This is a genomic window from Pelosinus sp. sgz500959 (genome assembly GCF_042610375.1).
Taxonomy (GTDB): Bacteria; Bacillota; Negativicutes; order DSM-13327; family DSM-13327; genus CTSoil-075.
Genome location: NZ_JBGJZL010000004.1, coordinates 419218 through 440237, shown reverse-complemented (window position 1 = coordinate 440237; position 21020 = coordinate 419218). Strand labels below are relative to the sequence as shown.

General features: G+C 37.7%; 18 protein-coding genes and 3 tRNA genes. 6 read left to right on the top strand and 15 right to left on the bottom strand.

Features of this window, described 5'->3' with window-relative positions; genetic code table 11:
* Window positions 1–48: 48 nt before the first annotated feature.
* The 4 genes from ACAN52_RS09060 to ACAN52_RS09045 form a co-directional block, all read right to left on the bottom strand.
* Window positions 49–124 (bottom strand) — tRNA-Asp (locus ACAN52_RS09060).
* Between the two features lie 20 nt (window positions 125–144).
* Window positions 145–220: transfer RNA gene (locus ACAN52_RS09055), tRNA-Val, on the bottom strand.
* Window positions 221–224: 4 nt separating this feature from the next.
* Window positions 225–301 (bottom strand) — tRNA-Arg (locus ACAN52_RS09050).
* A 138-nt stretch (window positions 302–439) separates the two neighbouring features.
* Window positions 440–1033 carry a DUF1694 domain-containing protein gene (locus ACAN52_RS09045; protein WP_378954374.1) on the bottom strand — a complete coding sequence of 198 codons (594 nt, stop codon included), beginning with the start codon at window positions 1031–1033 and terminating at the stop codon, window positions 440–442.
* Window positions 1034–1286: 253 nt separating this feature from the next.
* On the opposite strand from ACAN52_RS09045, the gene ACAN52_RS09040 reads away from it, so the two are divergent.
* Together ACAN52_RS09040 and ACAN52_RS09035 are read left to right on the top strand one after the other, a co-directional pair.
* Complete coding sequence (locus ACAN52_RS09040) at window positions 1287–1754, top strand: DUF2062 domain-containing protein (protein WP_378954360.1); 468 nt, start codon at window positions 1287–1289, stop codon at window positions 1752–1754.
* A 230-nt stretch (window positions 1755–1984) separates the two neighbouring features.
* Complete coding sequence (locus ACAN52_RS09035; RefSeq protein ID WP_378954358.1) at window positions 1985–2143, top strand: DUF1540 domain-containing protein; 159 nt, start codon at window positions 1985–1987, stop codon at window positions 2141–2143.
* A gap of 110 nt (window positions 2144–2253) precedes the next feature.
* Here ACAN52_RS09035 and ACAN52_RS09030 read toward each other — a convergent pair whose 3' ends face one another.
* Both ACAN52_RS09030 and ACAN52_RS09025 read right to left on the bottom strand, forming a co-directional pair.
* Window positions 2254–3516, bottom strand: a complete 1263-nt coding sequence (locus ACAN52_RS09030; RefSeq protein ID WP_378954357.1) for a GGDEF domain-containing protein — start codon at window positions 3514–3516, stop codon at window positions 2254–2256.
* 361 nt (window positions 3517–3877) lie between these two features.
* Window positions 3878–4579 carry an HAD family hydrolase gene (locus tag ACAN52_RS09025; protein WP_378954356.1) on the bottom strand — a complete coding sequence of 234 codons (702 nt, stop codon included), beginning with the start codon at window positions 4577–4579 and terminating at the stop codon, window positions 3878–3880.
* A 376-nt stretch (window positions 4580–4955) separates the two neighbouring features.
* Here ACAN52_RS09025 and ACAN52_RS09020 point away from each other — a divergent pair, with 376 nt between their 5' ends.
* Window positions 4956–6467, top strand: a complete 1512-nt coding sequence (locus tag ACAN52_RS09020) for a dihydrolipoyl dehydrogenase family protein (protein ID WP_378954355.1) — start codon at window positions 4956–4958, stop codon at window positions 6465–6467.
* Between the two features lie 127 nt (window positions 6468–6594).
* Here ACAN52_RS09020 and ACAN52_RS09015 read toward each other — a convergent pair whose 3' ends face one another.
* Window positions 6595–7128, bottom strand: coding sequence for an ECF transporter S component (locus tag ACAN52_RS09015; protein ID WP_378954354.1), 534 nt, complete (start codon window positions 7126–7128; stop codon window positions 6595–6597).
* 1107 nt (window positions 7129–8235) lie between these two features.
* Between ACAN52_RS09015 and ACAN52_RS09010 the strand changes: the two genes are divergently transcribed.
* A complete protein-coding gene (locus tag ACAN52_RS09010; RefSeq protein ID WP_378954353.1) occupies window positions 8236–8529 on the top strand; it encodes a hypothetical protein in 294 nt (97 codons plus the stop codon).
* A gap of 116 nt (window positions 8530–8645) precedes the next feature.
* Here the strand turns inward: ACAN52_RS09010 and ACAN52_RS09005 are convergent, their stop codons facing one another.
* Window positions 8646–9527: a LysR family transcriptional regulator gene (locus tag ACAN52_RS09005; RefSeq protein WP_378954352.1), complete on the bottom strand. Its 882-nt coding sequence runs from the start codon at window positions 9525–9527 to the stop codon at window positions 8646–8648.
* Window positions 9528–9760: 233 nt separating this feature from the next.
* Here ACAN52_RS09005 and ACAN52_RS09000 point away from each other — a divergent pair, with 233 nt between their 5' ends.
* Window positions 9761–10348: a LysE family translocator gene (locus ACAN52_RS09000; RefSeq protein WP_378954373.1), complete on the top strand. Its 588-nt coding sequence runs from the start codon at window positions 9761–9763 to the stop codon at window positions 10346–10348.
* A 260-nt stretch (window positions 10349–10608) separates the two neighbouring features.
* On the opposite strand, the gene ACAN52_RS08995 is transcribed toward ACAN52_RS09000, so the two are convergent.
* From ACAN52_RS08995 to ACAN52_RS08965, 7 genes are all read right to left on the bottom strand, one after another.
* Window positions 10609–11577 carry a D-isomer specific 2-hydroxyacid dehydrogenase family protein gene (locus ACAN52_RS08995; RefSeq protein ID WP_378954351.1) on the bottom strand — a complete coding sequence of 323 codons (969 nt, stop codon included), beginning with the start codon at window positions 11575–11577 and terminating at the stop codon, window positions 10609–10611.
* A gap of 170 nt (window positions 11578–11747) precedes the next feature.
* Window positions 11748–12980, bottom strand: a complete 1233-nt coding sequence (locus ACAN52_RS08990) for a hypothetical protein (protein ID WP_378954350.1) — start codon at window positions 12978–12980, stop codon at window positions 11748–11750.
* Between the two features lie 24 nt (window positions 12981–13004).
* Window positions 13005–14159: an acyl-CoA dehydrogenase family protein gene (locus ACAN52_RS08985; protein ID WP_378954349.1), complete on the bottom strand. Its 1155-nt coding sequence runs from the start codon at window positions 14157–14159 to the stop codon at window positions 13005–13007.
* Window positions 14160–14225: 66 nt separating this feature from the next.
* A complete protein-coding gene (locus ACAN52_RS08980; protein WP_378954347.1) occupies window positions 14226–14885 on the bottom strand; it encodes a 3-oxoacid CoA-transferase subunit B in 660 nt (219 codons plus the stop codon).
* A 21-nt stretch (window positions 14886–14906) separates the two neighbouring features.
* Window positions 14907–15668 (bottom strand): CoA transferase subunit A, encoded by a 762-nt coding sequence (locus ACAN52_RS08975; RefSeq protein ID WP_378954346.1) that lies wholly within the window; start codon window positions 15666–15668, stop codon window positions 14907–14909.
* A 195-nt stretch (window positions 15669–15863) separates the two neighbouring features.
* A complete protein-coding gene (locus ACAN52_RS08970; protein ID WP_378954372.1) occupies window positions 15864–17225 on the bottom strand; it encodes a sigma-54 interaction domain-containing protein in 1362 nt (453 codons plus the stop codon).
* A gap of 288 nt (window positions 17226–17513) precedes the next feature.
* On the bottom strand, window positions 17514–18491 hold the full coding sequence (locus ACAN52_RS08965; RefSeq protein WP_378954345.1) for an asparaginase: 978 nt from the start codon (window positions 18489–18491) through the stop codon (window positions 17514–17516).
* A gap of 325 nt (window positions 18492–18816) precedes the next feature.
* On the opposite strand from ACAN52_RS08965, the gene ACAN52_RS08960 reads away from it, so the two are divergent.
* Window positions 18817–20934 (top strand): LTA synthase family protein, encoded by a 2118-nt coding sequence (locus ACAN52_RS08960; protein ID WP_378954344.1) that lies wholly within the window; start codon window positions 18817–18819, stop codon window positions 20932–20934.
* Window positions 20935–21020 lie beyond the last annotated feature (86 nt).

Here is a 21020-nt window from a genome sequence, read left to right as displayed (position 1 = left end):
TCATTACAAGTGAGGTGCTCTACCAGTTGAGCTATTCCAGCATACTAATGGCGACCCAGATCGGATTTGAACCGACGACCTCCGCCGTGACAGGGCGGCATTCTAACCGCTAAACTACTGGGCCATATAAGTGATTTTTTTAAATGGTGGGCGATGACGGGATCGAACCGCCGACATCCTGCTTGTAAGGCAGGCGCTCTCCCGGCTGAGCTAATCGCCCGAAATGGTGACCCCGGCAGGATTCGAACCTGCGGCCTTTTGATTCGTAGTCAAACGCTCTATCCAGCTGGGCTACGGAGTCAGTTGTTTTTATGTCCGATAAATATAATACCATTTATTATTTATTATGTCAACATTTTTCATCGAAAAATTCGTCCCCACCTAATTGGCCAACGCCCCTCTTTGACGTAACGAAGCGATGGATGCATGGGGTGAGGTTTCATTTCATTCCTTGATGAGCTGGGCAGTGTTCTCCACCAATACGATCTAATAAGGTAAGTTCATTATAGTTTGATTCTTCCGCAGGGTCGACCTCCAAAATCTGTTGCAAACATTTTTTACACACTTTTTTACCAACCGCGTTAATTAGGGCGGAAGGCATCCCGAGTCGTTTTAAACGAACGCTTCGATCTTCAACAGTTATAATCTGAGTTTCTATGGCTTCATCACTAATCACCATTAAACCGGTTGATCCCTTAAACTCTGGTTCGCTACGCACTATATAAGGTTTATGCATCTTTCTGGCTAATTTTTCGTATTTTTCAATAAAGCGAATACTTATACTTCCATTAATAATCATCTTAGTAGCTCTTTTATCTTTTAAGGCATGAATTATTTCTGGATAAATAACTACCTCAGCCACTTGCTGTTGGGATAGAAGCCGAATCACATTTTCCTTAAATTCACCTAAATAATACACTTTCTCATCATGTTTAAACTCTGTTATTCCATGCATTCCAACCATTAAAGCTTGCTCAATATTATCCTTTCGTGCCCAATTACTTATCGTTTCTGACTGAATATCTTTATCCATCACTTAGTCTCAACTCCTCTTTTTCTTAAGTTTGTCCCAAAAATACAAAAAAAAGTAATTGATTTTCTCTGTAAGATATAGTACGATTTTTTAGAAAACTAACAACTAAGAAAGTTAACTCGTTCAGCGAAAGCTGTCCACCTGGACTTCAGTAGCATATTCTACTCCCGCGGTCGCGGTGCGAAGAACGCACCTACTTATGGAAGTGGGGTCTTATGAGTAAATGAAAACTTGGTAGTGGAGGATAAGTGTCTTGCGTAAACGGGTCTGGCGTTTGGTGCAAATTCATTGGAAGAGATTATTGATGTTACGCGGTGATCGCCGAGCAATCGCACGAGGAATTGCTTTGGGGGTTTCCATCAATTTCATACCGACCATTGGTCTCGGACCACCTCTTGTATATTGGATTGCCCGAATGATAAATGGCCACAGAGCATCGGCGCTTGTAAGCACTATGGGGGTTAAAGCGTTCGTTCCTTTACTGTATTTATTGAATTACATTGTTGGGGAACTTTTCTTGAAACAAAGGCTTGCTCCTATCTTGAGTTGGAATGGAGTCATGGATGCCAGTTCCAGTCTTTTTATTGGCGGAGCAATCAATTTTACAGTGGCATTCATCATCATCTATTATCTAGTTCTTCAGTGGATCGGACGGCGACGAGATCACCTCTTTACCCGGCAACATGTAAGACACGATTTCGTATCTAAGCGTAATAACTAAAACAGTAACGTGCTCCTCCAAAATATTGGAAGAGCACTTTTGTTAGTTCTTTAAAATATTTAAAGCCATATATAATCAACAACTAACTGGTTGTTAGCTAAATAAACCTCAGCCTTTGATGAGTAAGCTGATATTTTTTATAATATTTTTTAATAAAATTTCCACACATAATTATCATTAATAAGCACAAAATAATTATGTTTCTATTAATACTTAAGGAGGAAATAAGTATGAATCATAATTCAAGTATTGGCTGCTCAGTACCAGAATGTACATTCCATTGTAAAGATGATAATTACTGTACCCTAGAAAAAATTCAGGTAGTAAAACATGCGCAAAAGGCATCTACTATTGAATGTACAGACTGTGGAAGTTTCAAGAAAAGCTAAATGGGTGTAGCACCAAAAATTTAAAAGAAATGTACAGTAAGAACTCAACGGCCACATTAAGTTGGCCGTTTTCGCTATTAACTAGGCTACTATCTAGGATATTTTTGATTTTATAATTTTTTTGCATCAAAATCAGATATTCCAGAAGGATTTATATTAGCTATACTATCAAACGATATTACGCAGTTTCTACCTGCCCGTTTACCTTGATACATAACCATGTCTGCTTTCTTAATGACGCTGGCAACAATATCGTCAGATTTAATAACTGAAACGCCTAACGTTAATGTCACTGATAAGACTTGATTTTCATAAATATACCTGCTCTTTTCTACATTTTTACTAATACGCTCAGCCAATCCCACTGCTTTTTCTGAATTTGTCGCTGGTAACAGCAAGAGGAATTCATCGCCCCCCCATCGAGCAACTATATCATACTCCCTGACAGATTTCTTGAGATCTTCGGATACTAATTTCAGCAAGCAATCTCCACCAGCATGCCCGTACTTGTCATTAATCCCTTTGAATAAATCAATATCGACAATGATCAACGCAAACTCCACACCAGTTCTTTGATAATATTCATACTCTTCCTGAATTTTCTGTTCCATATGCCGTCGGTTATAAAGACCTGTTAAACTATCTGTTCTTGCGCTGAAATCCAGTTGTTGATTCAGCACCACTAAACGTTGCTGAGCCATTTCCAGTTGGCTATTCACATTCCGCTGTTGCTCTAATTGCTGATGACTCTTAGCCCATGTTATAGACATGACAATTAGATAATAGGAAAATAAAATTAACATGGTGGATAACACTACTGGAATAAAAGTAGATAAGGAATATGTGCCTTGTATACCATAGAAAGCCAGTAACACAAACGACAAGACTGGAAACAAAGTAAAGCTAGGATTTTGTTCGTCTATAATCGTGATGATATTCTTACTATGAGGCACTAAATATTTCTTTATTAATGGCAACGCTGCCATTTCCAAAATTAGCCCCAATAAAACCCACGTTCCGGGTATAGCGGGAGATAAAAATTGATCTATATGTACGAATATAAGGTAAATAAATTGTGTCAAAGAATAAATCAAGAAAAAGATAAAAACTCTAGCATAAAATGTTTCCTTAAAAAACAGCGCACATGGAATAAGATACAAAGGCCCCGTTATAAAGCCACGTAATAAAAAATCATGAACTAATGGTTCCAAAAGAATGCGCAACCAGTGTACAGCAACCCCTGTAGCAAAAAAGACAATGCCTTGAAACCAAAGAGAACGCTTTGCTGTTAATAAAATATGAAGAAGTAGAATATTAATCGTTAGAAAAATAATATCTGTCAAATATAGTCTGATTATTGTCAAATCTAGCATATTCCCTCTCCCTCCATTTTCGCATGTTTTTAACATTACAGAATCAATGGTACAGTTAGTTCGAGTGAAATATCCGATTGCTCCCTATTTGATAATCCATTTCTGATTTATCCAAATACAAATAATATATATTAATATTTTATCACATCTATAATTCAATATTTCACACTATTCTACAATTTTTACTATTACCCTTCATAAATGCATATATTTGCGTACGTCATTAAGGCAGGAATAATAGAATTATTCTGATGCAAAAAATAAAGCCGTAACATTCTTTTTACCCTAAACTTAACATTTGAGGTAAAAAGAATGCCACAGCATTTGTCTAGATTTCAATTTATTAACTTCCATTTATCCATTATATTTTCTTTAACCATTCAAATGCTTGCGCAGCAGAAAAATCCTCAATACCATTTCTATATAATAAATCAGCCTTCGTGAAACTGCTGTGTAGCTGTTGACTCGTCGGGAAAGGAATAGAAATACAATACATACCTGCACTTTTAGCCGCTTCAACACCATATTGTGAATCTTCCAGTACTAAACAATTGATCGGAGATATGCCAAGCCGTTTTGCAGTCTCAAGAAATATATCAGGAGCAGGCTTACCTTTCTTTACTTCTTCTGCAGAAAGTGTTACATCAAAATATGATTTTATATTCGTAATCGAAATGATCATCTCAATGATTTCTGGGGAAGAGCCTGAGGCAATGGCCATCGGAAAGTTATTCTTTTTTAAAAGCTGTAGAAAATTAAGCATTTCTGGAAAAACGATTGTATTATCTTTAGCAATCTCAATATAATATTTATTTTTTTTTGCAACTAATTTTTCAACAGAATCATTAATATTAAATTTCTTTTTAATATCCTCCATCATGTCCTGAGAGCCGATACCGGTATACTTACTTTTCATGTCTTCTGTTAACTCTATACCATATTCTTCTAAGAGCTTTTTATCACCCTCATAATAATTAGGCTCACTATCAACCAAAGTTCCATCCAAATCGAATATAATTGCCTTAATTTTTGATTCTAAGGTTTCTTGCTGTTTTTTTGACATATAGTGCTTCACTCCTCTGATTCTTATAGCTAACTCACTAAGTTAATAAATGCTGAATCAACACTCATGGTTAAATATCTAAGTATAATCATCTGCATTATTTAACTATTTTATTTGCTCGCCTAAAGAAAATTACAACCGCAATTGTTTGTCTTCATCATAATTCTGCTAAGTTGAAAATAATCCTTTCTTTTTTATTTTATTTCCGCATTTCACCTATCCGCATATTATATAATAAAATCCATTAAACTATATGCTTTAAATTTGTTGAAATGAAAAAACTAGGAATAACAAAGGTGTAGTAAATTCGAAAAAAGATAATGCCCAACGCCGATGAAATTACATGCTGACGATGAATTTATAAAGGAGAGAATATATGAAAAGATATGATATCTTAGTAATTGGGACTGGTTCGGCAAATATTGTCTTGGACGCAGCCCTGAACCAAGGCTTAAAATGTGCTCAAATCGAAAAAGGACGATTTGGCGGGACATGTTTAACACGTGGCTGTATTCCTACAAAGGTAATGGCAACAGCGGCAGACTATATAAGAGAAATTGAGGAACTGCCAAAAATTGGGGTAGACGTTGCTCCGGCCCGCATGAATTGGGAGGTTGTTTCACAACGCGTATGGCAAAAGATTAACGAAAGCAACGATATATTAGCCTATTATCAGGCAGCAGATAATTTGGATGTCTACCAAGGTACCGGATATTTTACCGGGGAAAAAACAGTAAAGGTAACAATGAATGACGGTACGGTATCCGAAGAAATTACAGCCAATAAGATTTTCATTGCTGTAGGAGCACGCCCCAAATTACCGCACATTGATGGTTTAGAACAAGTCGGGTATCTCACTTCTGAAACTTTATTTGGCGAAAAATATCCGAAGAAACCATTTAAAAGCCTTATTATTATGGGCGGTGGTCCGATTGGCACTGAATTTGCCCATGTATTTGCTTCGGCTGGCACGAAAGTCATACTGGTTCAGCATAATGTACGTCTCCTCCCTAAAGAGGATGAAGAAGTCTCAGATCAGCTGTTAAAGAGTCTGCGAAAAAGCGGTATCAATGTATTCTTAAACCATAAATCAACTAATGTACGAGTAGAAAATGGCGAAAAAATAGTAACGTTAGTAGAAAAGACAACAGGTGAAATTACCGAAGTTGGTGCTGAAGAAATCATGGTTTCCATCGGTATACAACCAAATACCGATACATTGCATCTGGAAGATACGTCAATCGAAACAGACAGCCGTGGCTGGATTGTTACGAATGAATTTCTTGAAACCAGTGTCAAAGACATCTGGGCCTTTGGCGATATTAACGGCGAAGCTCCATTTCGTCATAAAGCAAATTATGAAGCCGATATCGTGGCTCACAACTTATTTAGCGGTCATCAGCCACATGACTGGCGCTGGGCTCGCTACGATATCGTACCATCCGTTACCTACACCTTTCCACAAGTTGCTCACGTCGGGCTGACAGAGCACCAGGCAATTGAAGCAGGCTATGAAACCTCAACAGCCAAGCACCATTATTCATCAACAGCCAAAGGTTTTGCCTTGGGATTTAATCCGGGCGATGAACAGGATGGCTTTGTAAAAATTGTCGTAGATAAAAAAACAAGTGCCCTCCTGGGTATTCATATAATAGGGCCACAGTCCTCTATCTTACTGCAACCCTTTGTTAACCTTATGAATGCGGGCGAAACGAAAATAACACCGGTAAATGGTCATATTGCCTCATCCACGGTGAAAGAATTACGTGAATCTAGGATAATACGGAATTTAGACCCTCGTTCAGTCATTAGTGTCGGCGAAACAATGACACCTCACCCTTCATTATCCGAAGTTATTATGTGGATTCAATACTACTTTAAAGGGTAATAAGAAACGTTACTATTAAGCAGGAGAACCACTTTAGAGCTACTGAAAAAGGAAGCCGTTTTTGCACAAAGTTAAGACCCTCATAAAACTTAATCGTTTTATGAGGGTCTTAAACTCATAACCTTTTTTATTTGCGAGCGCCTGCCCAAGAAGAAATGGTCACATGCTTTCTCAACTTAGCCACGACAGGCAATACGATGACTGCCGCCACACCGATCTGAACGAGATTACCAGGAATGGATGCCATCGGTGTCAGCCAATTGCCGTAAATAATCCCTTCGGCACCATAATAACCAACCACCTTAATGAGACAAGCCGCCACCAAGGCCAAGACATAAGCCGTCAGGGTCCGGCGTTTTTCGCAGATAGCGCCGACCGTATACCCCATGAGACCGACAATGACTAGCGTAAAGGGAGCCCATAAAAACCAGCCACCCACCACATCAAAAAGAGCCATGCCAATTCCTCCCGCCAAAGCACCAAACCGACGTCCATAAAGAATGGCGATAATAAAGAGGGGCACATTCCCCAAATGAACTAAGCCGCCATTGGCAGAAACAGGAAGACGAAGATTTACAAGTGACGTACAAATAAAAACGAGGGCAATACCCATTGCTGCATAGACCAGTTGTTTTGTGTTATTAAAGGATTGTTGTTCCATACCTACTCTCCTACCTTTCTTACCTTTTAAAATATTGAATTTACAAGTCTTCTTGTTTATAATTCATCCATTCTAGCACGATTAAAAATATCAATCAATGTAATGACAATTTTCTTTTTGAAATCACATTCTCCCATTTTTAATACTATATAAGATATCATAGAAATTATTTCAATGTCAACTTCAAAGGCACAAATGTTTGCTTATTATGTATGCTTAAAATGATAGACTGTTATGCTAATCATACTTTTACACGAACCTTCTTTTCTCCATGATACCCTTACAGCAAAAATCCGCCTAAACAACGTCTAGGCGAACATCAGCATACATATTATATTTTTCATAAAATAATACTAATTCTTTCAGCAAAAAATCATATTTATTGCATTTGTTACATCCATTTGATTTGTTATTTTTCTTTGTAACTGAGGTAATGTCAGAAGTTATTTTGCATTTGGCGACACGGGTGTTACCGAGTGTAACTTATAATTTTCTGACCCATTCTTATTTGGATAAAAGTAACAGTTAAGTTTTTGATTTTTTTCATACGACTTTTCACAATCATATTTAAGAATGCAATTTGCGCAAAACATGGTTGTCATATTTGATTACCGCCTCTCTATTTATTTTTTCGCTATCTCTAGAAGGATTCTGCACTATTTATCTTTTTTAATTTGACTCTCACTTCTTATTACACATTCGTGGTAGGAAATTTAGTTATCTTTATCTTATCTATAATAAATGCACAAATCATGCCAAAGTCATTTAGCATGATTTTTGATCATTATTTAATTTTTTTCAATAAAATTAAGACTATTCTTTAATATTTTTAATATCTTTGACATTTTTGGTATATACAAAAATGGTATACTGTACTATTTTGGTTACTGCTCAGTCGTTGCCATGCAAAGTCACTCTTGTACTTTTACACGAATCCTCTCTTCCACGCCCCCATAAAAAAATTCGCCTAAATCCAAAGGCGAACATATGACTGAGGTCTCGAAAAATGGATATAATAAAAATAGATGTTTCTATAGTTCTTAGAATTAATTTTCTTCGATTTTGTTCTGCACCAAAGCAATATATTAAAATAGGGGATGAACTACTATGTACCAAATTGATCGTGTTATATGTCCAGTTTGTCATGATAACCACCTTATACTAAAATACGAAGCTACATATGAATATTCGTATATCATAGATTCAAATGCCCCTGGGCGTAATAATACTACAGAGCTTCTTCCTTACATGTATGATGATCGTGAACAAAAAGATACTAAACAATATATAGAATGTAAGACGTGCGGAACTAACTATCCATGCTATTTTGATAAGTGGACTGAAGGAATCAATGCTGAAACTATACAAAAAGCTCTTAATTCAGCATATATTTCAAGCTAATTCAACCTTTTGTATCTGAACATCCTGACAAATATACTAGCACCAATACAAAGTCCTCTATCAGTTCATAATCTGATAGAGGACTTTTCTTACCTAAGTAATCGGTTTGCACAACTCTATTTAACAACCATATCTTTTAATAAATCCAAGAAATGTTTACTGTTAGCAGACAATTTGCGATTTCGCACCCAAACAATTACAGTTTCTGTTGACACTGTGGGTTCAATAATTTTTTTGTAAGTCAGCGCTGAATCTGAAATTAATCCCTCAACAGATTTAGGAACTAGCGCCATGCCGATTCCCAATTTAGCCCATAATATATTGAGTAACACTCCATCACTTATGCATACGATATTCGGCTTAAATCCAGCTTTACCGCACCATTCGACAAACATAGCTTTCCACCTTAGTGGAATTATCAACGGCTGATTGACAAGTTCAATTAGCCGAACATTTTCAGGGTCTTCTCCACAATGACATCCATCCTGTTTCATAGCAATAACTAACGGTTCAGCAGGCAGAGTAATTGATTCATAAAATTCCGAATCAAAAGGAGCTCGTATGATACCAATCTCAATTATCCTCTTGTCCAATAACTCTAAAATTCGATAACCATCACCTTCCCATAGTTGAAAAGTAACATTGGGATATAAGTTATGAAACTTATTAATTAAGTCTGGCAATAATGTAGCCCCTGAAGTAGTCACCGTACCTATCGAAAGTATGCCAGCCAATCCTGAATTCAATTCAGTGATTTCTTTCATTGTACCATCGACTAGTCCTAATATTTGTTCTACCCGCTCCCGTAAGAGCTGTCCTGCTTCAGTAAGTCTTATTCTACGGCTACCGCGCTCAAACAATTGAACTCCAAGATTTTCTTCCAGTTGTTTCATTTGTTTGCTAAGTGGTGGTTGCGCTATATTTAGCCGCTTAGCAGCATTACTAATATTCCCCTCCTCAACAATGGCATAAAAATGTTTCATATCTCTGATATCCATTTATCCACCTCTTACTATGCTTTTCAGGTATATAACGTATATATATATGATAGTTTTATTATACTTAGCATTGTGCTATAATTGCAAACAAATAGTAAAAAGTCCCTACTATCTTAAAGCAATGCTACATTTGCCAATTGCCAAAATTCTAAAAGAAAATATTAAATAGATTAAAGAGGGTGGATTATTTGCCAATTAATAGTACCGAACTGTATTCCTTTATCATTGTTATAATGCTAATGATAATATCACCTGGAGCTAATCAAATATTGGTATTCCAATCAGGCTTGGTTTTGGGACATAAAGCAGCTATTTACAACGTCATCGGCGTTGCCAGTTCGATGTTTATTCATGCTTCTCTATCGGGCCTTGGAGTATCTCTCATTATTATGAAGTCACCTAGTCTGCATAGCTTAATTAAATTGCTAGGTGTTGGTTATATTGTGTATTTAGCCATTTCTAGTATTATTAGTGCCTGGCAGTTGCACAATAAATCTACTGGCATCAATGATGAAATTGCCAGCGTTAATGATCTACCTTCCGAAACCATCCTTAAATCTTTCATCAAAGGATTTAATAGCAACGTCCTGAATATCCAAACTTCTTTTGTTTTTCTATCCATCTTTCCTCAATACATGGATTTCCAACGCAGTTTGTTTATACAATCATTATTTCTTACGCTAGTTTTTGTCGCCCTATTGCTCATATGGTATGCTGTTCTAATCGCTCTGATTTTCAAGATACGCAATTATCTCCTTAAACCTAGAATTCAAGTTAAAATANACGCAGTTTGTTTATACAATCATTATTTCTTACGCTAGTTTTTGTCGCCCTATTGCTCATATGGTATGCTGTTCTAATCGCTCTGATTTTCAAGATACGCAATTATCTCCTTAAACCTAGAATTCAAGTTAAAATAAAGGCAGCTACAGGTTCTCTCTTATTAATTATGGCAATTAAAATGTTTTTGAAATAATAGCTAACTATGTTAGGGTTTGGTGATGTCACAAGGATAACTACCGTCTTGATTAATCAAGACGGTAGTTATCCTTGTGACATTCTTTTTTGTTCGTAAAGGGGGTTATAGGTTGTTTTCCTTTAGAAAAGTTTCAATATTTTTTAATACTTTTTCACTCAGACGGTCAAAGGCTTGTCTGGTATAGCCGGATGATCGATTCATGCAATTTACATGAGGATTTGCAAGAAGCTTGCCAGTATCATCGCCGAGAGCGGCAGCGGTATCGCAAAAAAATTCGTTATCACCATGTTCCAGCCATTTGCTCAAAGCAGAAATATCATGGGATGGACCTATGGAGGAATTAAACATTATCTTGTGGTTGCCAAGCCATTCAAATTGTTCATCGTGAAATAAGATGACATTTTTATTCAAACATGTGCAGACGACATCAACTGTGTGCAACAGTTCTTTCAGTGGCAAGTATTTTACATTTTCTGTTTCTTGTTCCGGCTTTCGGGTGCGACTGAAATAATATAAATCAGCTCCTAATGCTCGAAGACCAGTCGCAATCATCTGTCCGGAAGTACCAAGGCCGACTATACCAATTTTTAAATTGGTAAGCTCTACAGGCAGTTCTTGCCATTGCTTATCACCAAAACCATGGAGATAACGGATAAGTTCGCTGATGATGTATTCGACAACTCCCTGATCACCGTAATCGCGGACACCGTAGACTGTAATATTTCTGGCACGGGCATTACAAATATCTACATTGGCACTTGCTTCAGAGTATAGGCTGCAACACATACCAATATATCGAATATTGGGACAGGCATCAAGTACGTTCTTTTCTATACGGCTAGTATAACTGAGTAGTACAGCATCTGCATCGCCGATTCGCTGGATTATTTCTTCATCATTCTTCGGCACATCACCAAACATCACCACTTCTTTTGCATAATCATGGAGCTTTTGTTCCGCTGATGGAATCAGATTTACTGGTTCTATAGCAACTATTTTTTTAAACATTTTATGACACCTCTTACTATTTATATCATCTAACTTCTCTACCTCCTCCAACTTATCCTGCATACCGGCCTTCGTATAATCCATAGCCATTTACTTGTAATTTTTCGTAACTCCCCCCTAATTTCGTGTATTAATATATTTTCGTGTTATCATGCAACACCCCCCAATGAAAATATCGCTCAAACCGAAGTCTGAGCGAGCATACAGTGCACACTGTAAAATTTTCTTCGGTTCTATTGGTTATTTACCGTTTCTTGATAAACAAGGGGCCACTTATCAAGGGCAGTATTGAAATATAGGAATACCATGAGCAAAGCGAACTGACCTGCCAAAATACCCATTACAGGAAAGCCCATACCAAGATCATTACCTGCAAATGGAAGCACCTTGTAAGCTTGTAGCCATACCAAACCAAAAACAGTTCCCAAACTAACCCATATTATCATACGAGTAATGACGCGTTTTGCAACACTTGATTCTTTATCAGCACCAGGATAGTCATCAAACAGGTGATGCCAGCACAACATGGTTACAATTACTGATAATTCAAGAGATGCAGTCGTAACATATGGATTTACGCCAGGATTAATAGTAAAGGCGGCAATCAGGCTCATATATAATGCAGGCATTAAATAACCACCACATAGTAAAGCTACCACTAAGCCAATCAGCCCCATCCACGGCTGTTTGCTGGTGAAAAGTTTATAAGGATAACCTTCCCCACCCTCCGCGGGAATAAGGAACCAGAAAATAAAACCTTGACAGAAGGCCAATACTGCTGGCCAAGATCCCATCGGCTGAGAAATAACATCATGTCCTCCCAGTTGAAAATGCATAAAGCTAGGAACGAACATGGCAACCCAAACGATTAAAGCAAAGAAAGAACTAGTCATCATCACGGCCAAGCCATCTAGAGGTGGTTTTAGGTTACCAGACCATGGTTTCTTTTGAAAAAGAGATACAAAAGGAATCTGAGCTATGATAACAGGTAATACATAGAAATTGGAAGCTTCCCATCCTTCCAGAGCCAAGTGAAGTTCTGACGCATCCTTGGGAGCAAACATAATGAATAAATTGAATGGCTTCCACCAGATACCAATGAAAGGTATCAAAATAAAAAACGCGGCAATACCGACGACGAAGCTAAGTGCGATATACCAGATTCCAGCGCCGGGTTGACTTTTGGTCAAACTGTATTTACCATAATTACCGAAGATTAAAGTCTGCCAAATCCAAGCATTGATACTGCACCAAAAAAAGGTTCCTTCTGCAAATGCGGCTATAAACTTTTTCGCCAATGTGGGTTCTACTGCTTGCAGTCCTGCCGCAGCTGTTGTGGTAATGATAGCTTTTGCCATCATTGCCCATACCGGCCAGTAAATAAGGGCATACACCAAACATATAATTACGGCAACAATTCCTGTCGTCAACTTACTCTCAAAGCGCCTTTTTGCTATATACCCCATCGATTCATCCCCCAAATTTATTTATTAATTGCCGTTTCCTTTACTCTTGGCTACAGCTCCACCAACAACCATCTTTAAAACTTCTGATGCTCCAACACCAATATCCAGTAATCGTGCATCTCGGGCATAGCGTTCCACATCATTGTACTTCATATAGCCATGGCCGCCCAATATTTGAACAGCCTTGTGACTCACTTCGTTAACGACTTCGGTAACAAATAGTTTCGCAACAGAACTTTCAAGAGCATAGTCCTTCCCGCTGTCTCTTTTTTTAGCTGTATCATATACCAGTAGCTTAGCGGCTTCAAATTTCACATACATCTCTGCTAACATTTTTTGGACTGCAAAAAGGGAGCTCAGTGGTTTGCCAAAAGCTGTCCTCTTATTGGCATATATCGCTGATTTTTCTAGAGCGGCTTCGGATATTCCAAGTCCTATAGAAGCCATACCAAGACGGCCACCGACTAAACCATACATGGCAATTTTGAACCCCTCATTTACGTTGCCAAGTATATTATCATGGGGTATTATGCAATTGTTAAAAGTTAGTCCAGTAGTATAAGAACTTCTACACCCCATTTTTTCATCCGGCACACCAATTGCAAAACCCGGCGTACCTTTCTCTACGATGAACATGCTTATGCCTTTCGCCCCGGCTTCTGCATCTGTTTTAAAAGCGATAAAATAAATATCAGCTAAGCCACCATTAGTGCAAAAGTACTTAGAACCATTAAGAACCCAACCCTCGTTAGTGTTTCCGGCAGTAGCTTTGATTCCGGCAGCGTCCGAACCAGCTTGGACTTCACTGATCGTATATGCTGCCACTTTTTTACCCTGTAACAGAATCTGTAGATATTTCTGTTTTTGCGCCGCAGTACCGAATTTTAACAAAACATCGATTGCCATCCAATGCACGTGGAGGGTGAGGGCTACACCGGCGCTAGCCTTCGCAATTTCTTGGGATACCATATGAGTGATAACAGAATCATAACCTCCACCACCATATTCAGAGTCATAATTCATCCCAAAGAATCCCGCTTCACCCATTGCACCTAATAGTTCAGTGGGGAATCTACTATTTTTATCTAATTCTCTAGCAATAGGCTGTAAGCTATTTTTGCAGAAGATCTTAGTCTTTGTTAGCATATCGCACCCTATTTGTTGTTCTGAAATATTCATAAAATCGCTCCTTTGTAGATTTTACCAAGGAGATCTTGAAAGACCTCCCTAGCTCATTTAATAGATTTATAATTTCATCTCGCAAAAAGTATTGGTAACTATGAAATCCGCCTCTGTAAAAGCTTTAATTTCGTCTAGAGTAACGCCTGGCGCATGCTCCTTTAAAATAAGGATATTGTCTCCCACATCAAAAACTGCCTTGTCTGTTATAATCGTTTTCACAGTGCCTTTTCCCGTAAGAGGAAGAGAACACTTTTTGAGAATTTTCGATTGTCCGCCTTTGTCCGTGTGCATAAGACAGGCAATCACCTGCGGGGTTCTATAGCAAAGATCCATGGCACCACCGATGCCAGGCCACCACTTTCCATTGCGCTTTACAGCCCAATTGGCAATATTGCCCAACTGATCTACTTCCAACGCTCCCAAAACAGTAATATCCAATAGCCCTACTCTCATAGCCCCGAGGGAAGTTGCTAAATCCATGATGGCTGCACCTGGCACAAGCGTAATGGGTTCAGACCCTGCGTTAGTCACGTCAGCCTTGGCTTCTGATGCAGTAGGTCTCTGACCAACACCAAAAACACCATTTTCTGCATGAAACATAACATTAACGCCCTCAGGCATATAATTAGTAGCTTGGGTTGGCATGCCAAAACCCAAATTGACAAGCTGCCCATCTTTAAATTCTTGGGCAACACGTTTTGCAATTAACACTCTTGGATCCATGTCTATCCCTCCTAAGAATTTTTATTTTTCAGGGGTTAATTTACCAATCTTCAGCCAATGTTGACGGTAGATTTCATCATGTTCTTCTAAGTTTAATCCCTTTACAACCGCATGTACAAAAGGAGCCGGTGTTCCAACCCGTTCAGGCGCAATCGTGCCAACGGGAACAATTTCCTCAACTTCGGCAATGGTATAATCACAAGCCATGGCGACCATAGGATTGCAGTTCACGCCGGTATACCGATACTCCAGATTGCCCATTTCATCAGCGCGCCAGGCTTTTACAAGACCAATAGAGGCCCTCAGAGGAGGCTCAACAAAGCATGGAAGGCCATCTACTTCAATTACTTGTTTGGGTTCTGGCAAATTGGCGAATAAATCATCCTCGTCTAATATGCCTACTCCTACAGGGATCAACGCACCACCAAGCCCCAATCCACCGGCCCGCACTTTTTCGATCCAAGTGCCCATAGGATAAAACTGTTCAATTTTCAAATTGTCTTTCAGATACTCTTCCGTTGACTCCTGAGTAGTACCCACATGACTGGAAATCAGTTCTTTTACCAAGCCATTTTTAAATAACATGGCTCTGCCAAAACCGTTCATCCCCGGCTCATTGGCAATCAAGGTTATGTCACTAATTTTATTTTTGATTAACCAGTCGATACAGCAAGTCGCTTCTGACGCGCCTACAAATCCACCCAGCATAATTCTTGCACCGTTTTGGGGAATCACACTTAGCGCTTCGTCAATCGTCTTGACTTTATTGGAAAATTTAGACATTCTTTTTCCTCCTCAAGATTGTAGTCTTTTACCCATTGAACTGATGGCCATCAGCATTAACTATACTTTGCAATAATTGTGCCAACCAAAGCAGACGTCTGTAATGTCTGAATTTACAGCCAAAAGACTCCTGGGGCTACCCCCAGGAGTCTTTTGGCTGTATCAATAGAAGACACATGTACATAAAAGCTACACTTATATATTTAATTTTTCAATTTTCTTATATAACACTGATCGTTGCATATTTAATACTCGTGCCGCTTGAGCCTTATTCCCTTGTGCTCTGTTCAATGCGTTTATAATCAGGTCCCTCTCAGTTTCTGCAATAGAACCACGAAAAGTTTTATCAGCAGTCACTCTTTGATCAAACCCAGTATCCCAAGTTTTTCCTGGGATGTTGCGCATATCAACAATTGGATCATCACTCCAATTGATTGCCTGCTCAAGGCGATTTTCCAATTCTCTTACATTTCCTGGCCAACTATAGGATTTCATAATCTCAAGAGACTCTGGGGAAATTCCGCTTGCATCTGCCCCGATTTTACGATTAATACGCTGTATCAACACGTCGATTAACAATGGCAGATCTTCGATTATTTCTCTTAAGGCCGGCATCTTAATTTCTAATACATTCAGCCGATAGTAAAGGTCTTCACGAAATTTTTTATCTTTCACCTGCTGAATTAGATCAATATTCGTGGAGGCCATAATCCGCACGTCAAGCTTAATAGGAGCTGTAGATCCAACTCGCCAAACTTCTCTAGATTGCAATACACGAAGAAGTTTGACCTGCATATATAATGGCATATCGCCTATTTCATCTAGCAAAATAGTTCCACCATTGGCTAATTCAAATTTTCCTGGTTTCCCTCCTTTTTTAGCTCCGGTAAATGCTCCATCAACATAGCCGAACAGTTCTGATTCAAGAAGATTTTCAGGAATAGCACCACAGTTTACACTGATAAACGGTCCCTCCCTCCTAACAGATCGGGTATGAATCGCCTGAGCAATCACTTCTTTGCCTGTACCACTTTCTCCCGTAATTAGCAAAGTTGAGCTGGTTCGTGATGCACGTCGCGCTAATTTCTTCACATATAGCATCGGTGGAGTTTCCCCAATGATATCACGACAAGTGCAAAGTATACTTTTTGTACAGTTTTCCATTGTTCCTGATCGCGACAATTTCCGCATAATTTCTTTACTAGTCGTTCGATCAGGAAATAAAGTCTTAACCATTGCCCCTACAATTTTTCCATTTTCCTTCAACGGAAGCCGAGCCACTAAAAGTTCCCTATCGTTAATTTTTAATGTCTCACCCCAAATGGAATATCCTTGCTCAACGGTTTCAAATAATCGGCAACCAGGAATAACGTCCCATACTTTTTTCCCGCATACATCCCCCTGAGTACAATTTAAAATGTCCAAAAAGAATGAATTTGCAAAAAAGACGGTCCCGCTTTCGTCAATCGCCATATTTCCTTCAAAGTGGTTATCTAAGAGCAGTTTTACCCTGGAATCCACATGATCATTTAAATGTTTAGATACTGCCAAGTCCATAATCAAATCACTTTCCTCCATACCGATATTAACCACTATACATTCCGAATGTTATGAAAATTTTCTCTATTAGTTACATTTATAATATACTCACTTACTGACTTTGTCTAGAAGTATAAGTCGTAAAGGAAATCCCTATAATCATGTTGTGATAGGGTTCTTTTATCGCACACTAAAAAGATAGCTTGCTAAAAATGTCAATTATGACAATCCTAAACAAGCTCGGATGAATATTTCAAATAAAAGTATTCAATTTTCTCCCTATGAAAAATCAAAGCCTCTTTTAATTTAGTGTGTATCAAAATAAGTTCTAATTTTTTCAATATCGTTTGTTATACCAAGCACGACCATCAATTTTATTCTGGCTTTTTGCCCCGTTATTTCACCCGCCAAAATAATATTTGACTCTTCCATTGAACTTGCACTACCTAAATAACTATATGCGGTTACAACTCGACCAGCATGAACTCTGGTCACTAGTACAACTGGAATGTTATTCTCCCTTGCCATTTCAATTCCATTTTTTACTGCTGGTGGTACATTGCCACAACCAAATGATTCAACTACAATACCTTTTGCCTTCTTTTCAATCAAACAATGAAAGAAGAATTCATCCATACCAGCAACCACTTTAATTAAATGTACATCATCAACTATTTTATCTGACTGAATCTTTTGTAAGTGGAGAGAATGACGTTTAATAACGACTTTATCAAAGTAAACTCGTCCAATGGGTCCCCAAGAGGGAGAATCAAATGTCTTTGTACTTGTTGCATGAGTTTTTGTAACTTCAAGCGCTGCATGTATTTCATCATTTAATACAACAAGTACCCCTTGATCATAGGCTTCATCACTTGCTGCCGTTTTTACTGCTGCTAAAATGTTTCCAGGTCCATCAGGACTGGTTTGTGATGACCCGCGCATCGCACCTGTAACGCAAACCGGTTTTTGTGTCTGCACTGTTAAATCCAGCATATATGCGGTTTCTTCTAAAGTATCTGTCCCATGCGTAATAACAATCCCGTCCACTTCTTTTTTCTGTGCATATTGATCTACTATTTTTCCAAGTTCAAACATGGATTTTGGAGTAATATAACCACTTGGTACATTGGAAAATTCAACCACTTCAACTTTTGCAATCGCCTTTAACGCAGGTACCGCTTCAACTAGGTCCTCGCCACTCACTGCGGGAATTAAACCATTTGTTTCCATATCATATTTCATCGCAATGGTTCCACCTGTCGTTATTACAATTATTTTTTTCATATTAAAATCATCCCTTCACTTTATGTAGTATCATCATACAATCAACGTAAGTACCAAAAACGGCTCAGCAAATAACGTGCGTCACATTGGACGCTCCTGTACTCATATCCCATATCTTAAAAACTACCTTCCCTGTAGTGGCTCGCCCCTAAAAAATCTAGGTACAAGTGCAAAATAAAAATGATGTTATAATTTTACCACAAACCTAAAAAATGAGATAAAAAATGTCATGCAATATATTTTAATACTAACGTTGCTGTAGTTATCTTTAGATTGTATGGAGGTATTTATAGAAATATAGTGAATATAAGATTAAATAACAACTATGTCAAAACTGTATCTAAGAGATATTTTAAAGGGGAGTTTTACAATTAGAAAAGAACTTTTCAAAGATTTTTTTTCCCGTCATAAAAATAAATTTATCGGAATAGCTGTGTTGTTTTTCATAGAGGCTTGCTTTACCCTTCGGTTCTATATGGGAGAACCAGAAATTCCAACAGGGATAGTCGTTATTGATGTATGCAATGCTGTTTTTCGTGATGTATTGTTGGTAAGTATAGTTATTTTTTTACGAAAACATATTACATGGGTCAGACAAACTGCACAAGATTATTGCCCAATAGTAATTTTATCAATTCTTTGGTTAGGCATCTCGATGGTTATCATTCATTCATTAAATTTAAATTTTAGTGCAATAACTCTCATGTCAGTTCTTACAGGTGTGATTAATAATGTTATCTTCGTAGTATTAGCTGGCTACCTATATACTAAAGGGAATAATATACTATCTAAAACCATATACTTTTTCTCGTATCTTTTTACCCTTTTGATTTTTTATAGTGATACCATCTATTTTTTTGTTACGTCAACACATATTCAAAAGGTGTTATTTGACAATTTAAATAATTATTCAATAACAGGTGTACTATATACTGCAGATAAAGTTGTTTTATTTGGCATACTAATAAGCTTTTTCTTTCTTATGTTATTATTTCGCACTCCGAAAAGGATGCATACTTTTCGCAAGAAAAATGTCAGTACCCTAATTATAATGATCTGTATCTTAGCTAATTTTGTTAATTTCACCACAGCCTACGTATATCCAAAAGCACTGATGGAAGACGGATTTGATGAGGAAGCAGAAATAGAAAAATCCAGAAACCTATCTCGCGATTTGCTTACTGAGTCTGTAACTATCAACATAGTAAGAGAGTTTTTGCGAAATGACGATCGACATGTTAACGCCTCCAATCATCTTTACCGCGTGGCATTTTCTGAACAAGAAACTAAGCTGCTAAATGAATTGAAAATTGATGTTACCGAAAAACCTGTTTTCGTTCAAAAAACTTTTCCATATGAAAAAATAATTGTAATTGTCGCTGAATCTTTTCATCGAGACTACCTGCATTTCTATAATTCACAAATTCCAATAGAAACAACCGAGTTTTGGGATAGTTTGATGGCTAAGTATCCTCATTCGGATCATTACTACCCTTCCAATAAACCCACAAATCAAGGGCTTAATTCGATCTTCCTTTCCCAGTCGATCTATTCCGAGGATCAATCTTTTGAAAATAATGTGACTTTATTCAAAACTCTTGAAAGTAAGGGTTATGATACCGTATTTTTAGAGGCTACTAGCCAATATTATAACGATGAATTTCGGGCATATAAAAAACGTTTTGGAATGCATACTTACAAAGCAAAAGAAGATTTAGAAAGACAAGGATATGTTGGAAGCACTGGCTGGGGATTCCATAATGACGTCATGTATGACGAAACGATCAAGATATTGGAACAAAACCGAGATAATAAAATTTTCATAGTGACTAAGACAATCGATTCTCATCAACCATTTCCATATTGTGGACTTTCTGAAAAAGATATTCCAGAAAATATCAACAAACAATACAAGAATGTTTATCTTAAAGGAATCTATTGGGAAAATATTACCTTGCAAAAATTTTTTCACGATCTTGAAGAGCGAAATCTAATGGACGATAAGACTCTTATCATTGTTACAAGTGATCATAATCCTCATCCAAGTCAGAATGACAATTATAAACGTCTTGGGCAAGGCGATCTGAGTTTATCCTTAGCTCCTATCCCACTTATCTTTATTAGCAAGAATTTGCAACCTTTTGATAATTTTAACAGTGCAGGATTTGCAAGTCAGATTGATTTTGCACCTACACTTTTGGGGATATTAGGTATCCCTTCGCCACCAGAGTTTTCAGGTAGAAACATGCTTACAATTCCTGAAGATCGTAGTTATGCAATTGGTTGCGTAGGAGAAACAATTTATTACTGGTCAAAAAATAACCATATGAAAACAGATATGTATAGTGGAAACAATCAAAATGAATCTGAAAAAGCATTGATACACTTGGTTCAAGATTCATATGTCAAATACTTTCAAGGTAATTCTGTCAATAAGTTCTAATAAGATCAAGCAAATCCCCCATCTGTGGTTTCATCCTACAAATGGGGGATCTTTCTCGCTATTTTTATGTATATCATCTCGTTACG

What these genes read in the sequence shown, in the direction of transcription:
- ACAN52_RS09045 (WP_378954374.1), bottom strand. Translation starts at nt 1,033, where the DNA reads ATGGATAAAGATATTCAGTCAGAAACGATAAGTAATTGGGCACGAAAG.
- ACAN52_RS09035 (WP_378954358.1), top strand. Translation starts at nt 1,985, where the DNA reads ATGAATCATAATTCAAGTATTGGCTGCTCAGTACCAGAATGTACATTC.
- ACAN52_RS09030 (WP_378954357.1), bottom strand. Translation starts at nt 3,516, where the DNA reads ATGCTAGATTTGACAATAATCAGACTATATTTGACAGATATTATTTTT.
- ACAN52_RS09025 (WP_378954356.1), bottom strand. Translation starts at nt 4,579, where the DNA reads ATGTCAAAAAAACAGCAAGAAACCTTAGAATCAAAAATTAAGGCAATT.
- ACAN52_RS09020 (WP_378954355.1), top strand. Translation starts at nt 4,956, where the DNA reads ATGAAAAGATATGATATCTTAGTAATTGGGACTGGTTCGGCAAATATT.
- ACAN52_RS09015 (WP_378954354.1), bottom strand. Translation starts at nt 7,128, where the DNA reads ATGGAACAACAATCCTTTAATAACACAAAACAACTGGTCTATGCAGCA.
- ACAN52_RS09010 (WP_378954353.1), top strand. Translation starts at nt 8,236, where the DNA reads ATGTACCAAATTGATCGTGTTATATGTCCAGTTTGTCATGATAACCAC.
- ACAN52_RS09005 (WP_378954352.1), bottom strand. Translation starts at nt 9,527, where the DNA reads ATGGATATCAGAGATATGAAACATTTTTATGCCATTGTTGAGGAGGGG.
- ACAN52_RS08995 (WP_378954351.1), bottom strand. Translation starts at nt 11,577, where the DNA reads ATGCAGGATAAGTTGGAGGAGGTAGAGAAGTTAGATGATATAAATAGT.
- ACAN52_RS08990 (WP_378954350.1), bottom strand. Translation starts at nt 12,980, where the DNA reads ATGGGGTATATAGCAAAAAGGCGCTTTGAGAGTAAGTTGACGACAGGA.
- ACAN52_RS08985 (WP_378954349.1), bottom strand. Translation starts at nt 14,159, where the DNA reads ATGAATATTTCAGAACAACAAATAGGGTGCGATATGCTAACAAAGACT.
- ACAN52_RS08980 (WP_378954347.1), bottom strand. Translation starts at nt 14,885, where the DNA reads ATGGATCCAAGAGTGTTAATTGCAAAACGTGTTGCCCAAGAATTTAAA.
- ACAN52_RS08975 (WP_378954346.1), bottom strand. Translation starts at nt 15,668, where the DNA reads ATGTCTAAATTTTCCAATAAAGTCAAGACGATTGACGAAGCGCTAAGT.
- ACAN52_RS08970 (WP_378954372.1), bottom strand. Translation starts at nt 17,225, where the DNA reads ATGGACTTGGCAGTATCTAAACATTTAAATGATCATGTGGATTCCAGG.
- ACAN52_RS08965 (WP_378954345.1), bottom strand. Translation starts at nt 18,491, where the DNA reads ATGAAAAAAATAATTGTAATAACGACAGGTGGAACCATTGCGATGAAA.
- ACAN52_RS08960 (WP_378954344.1), top strand. Translation starts at nt 18,817, where the DNA reads ATGTCAAAACTGTATCTAAGAGATATTTTAAAGGGGAGTTTTACAATT.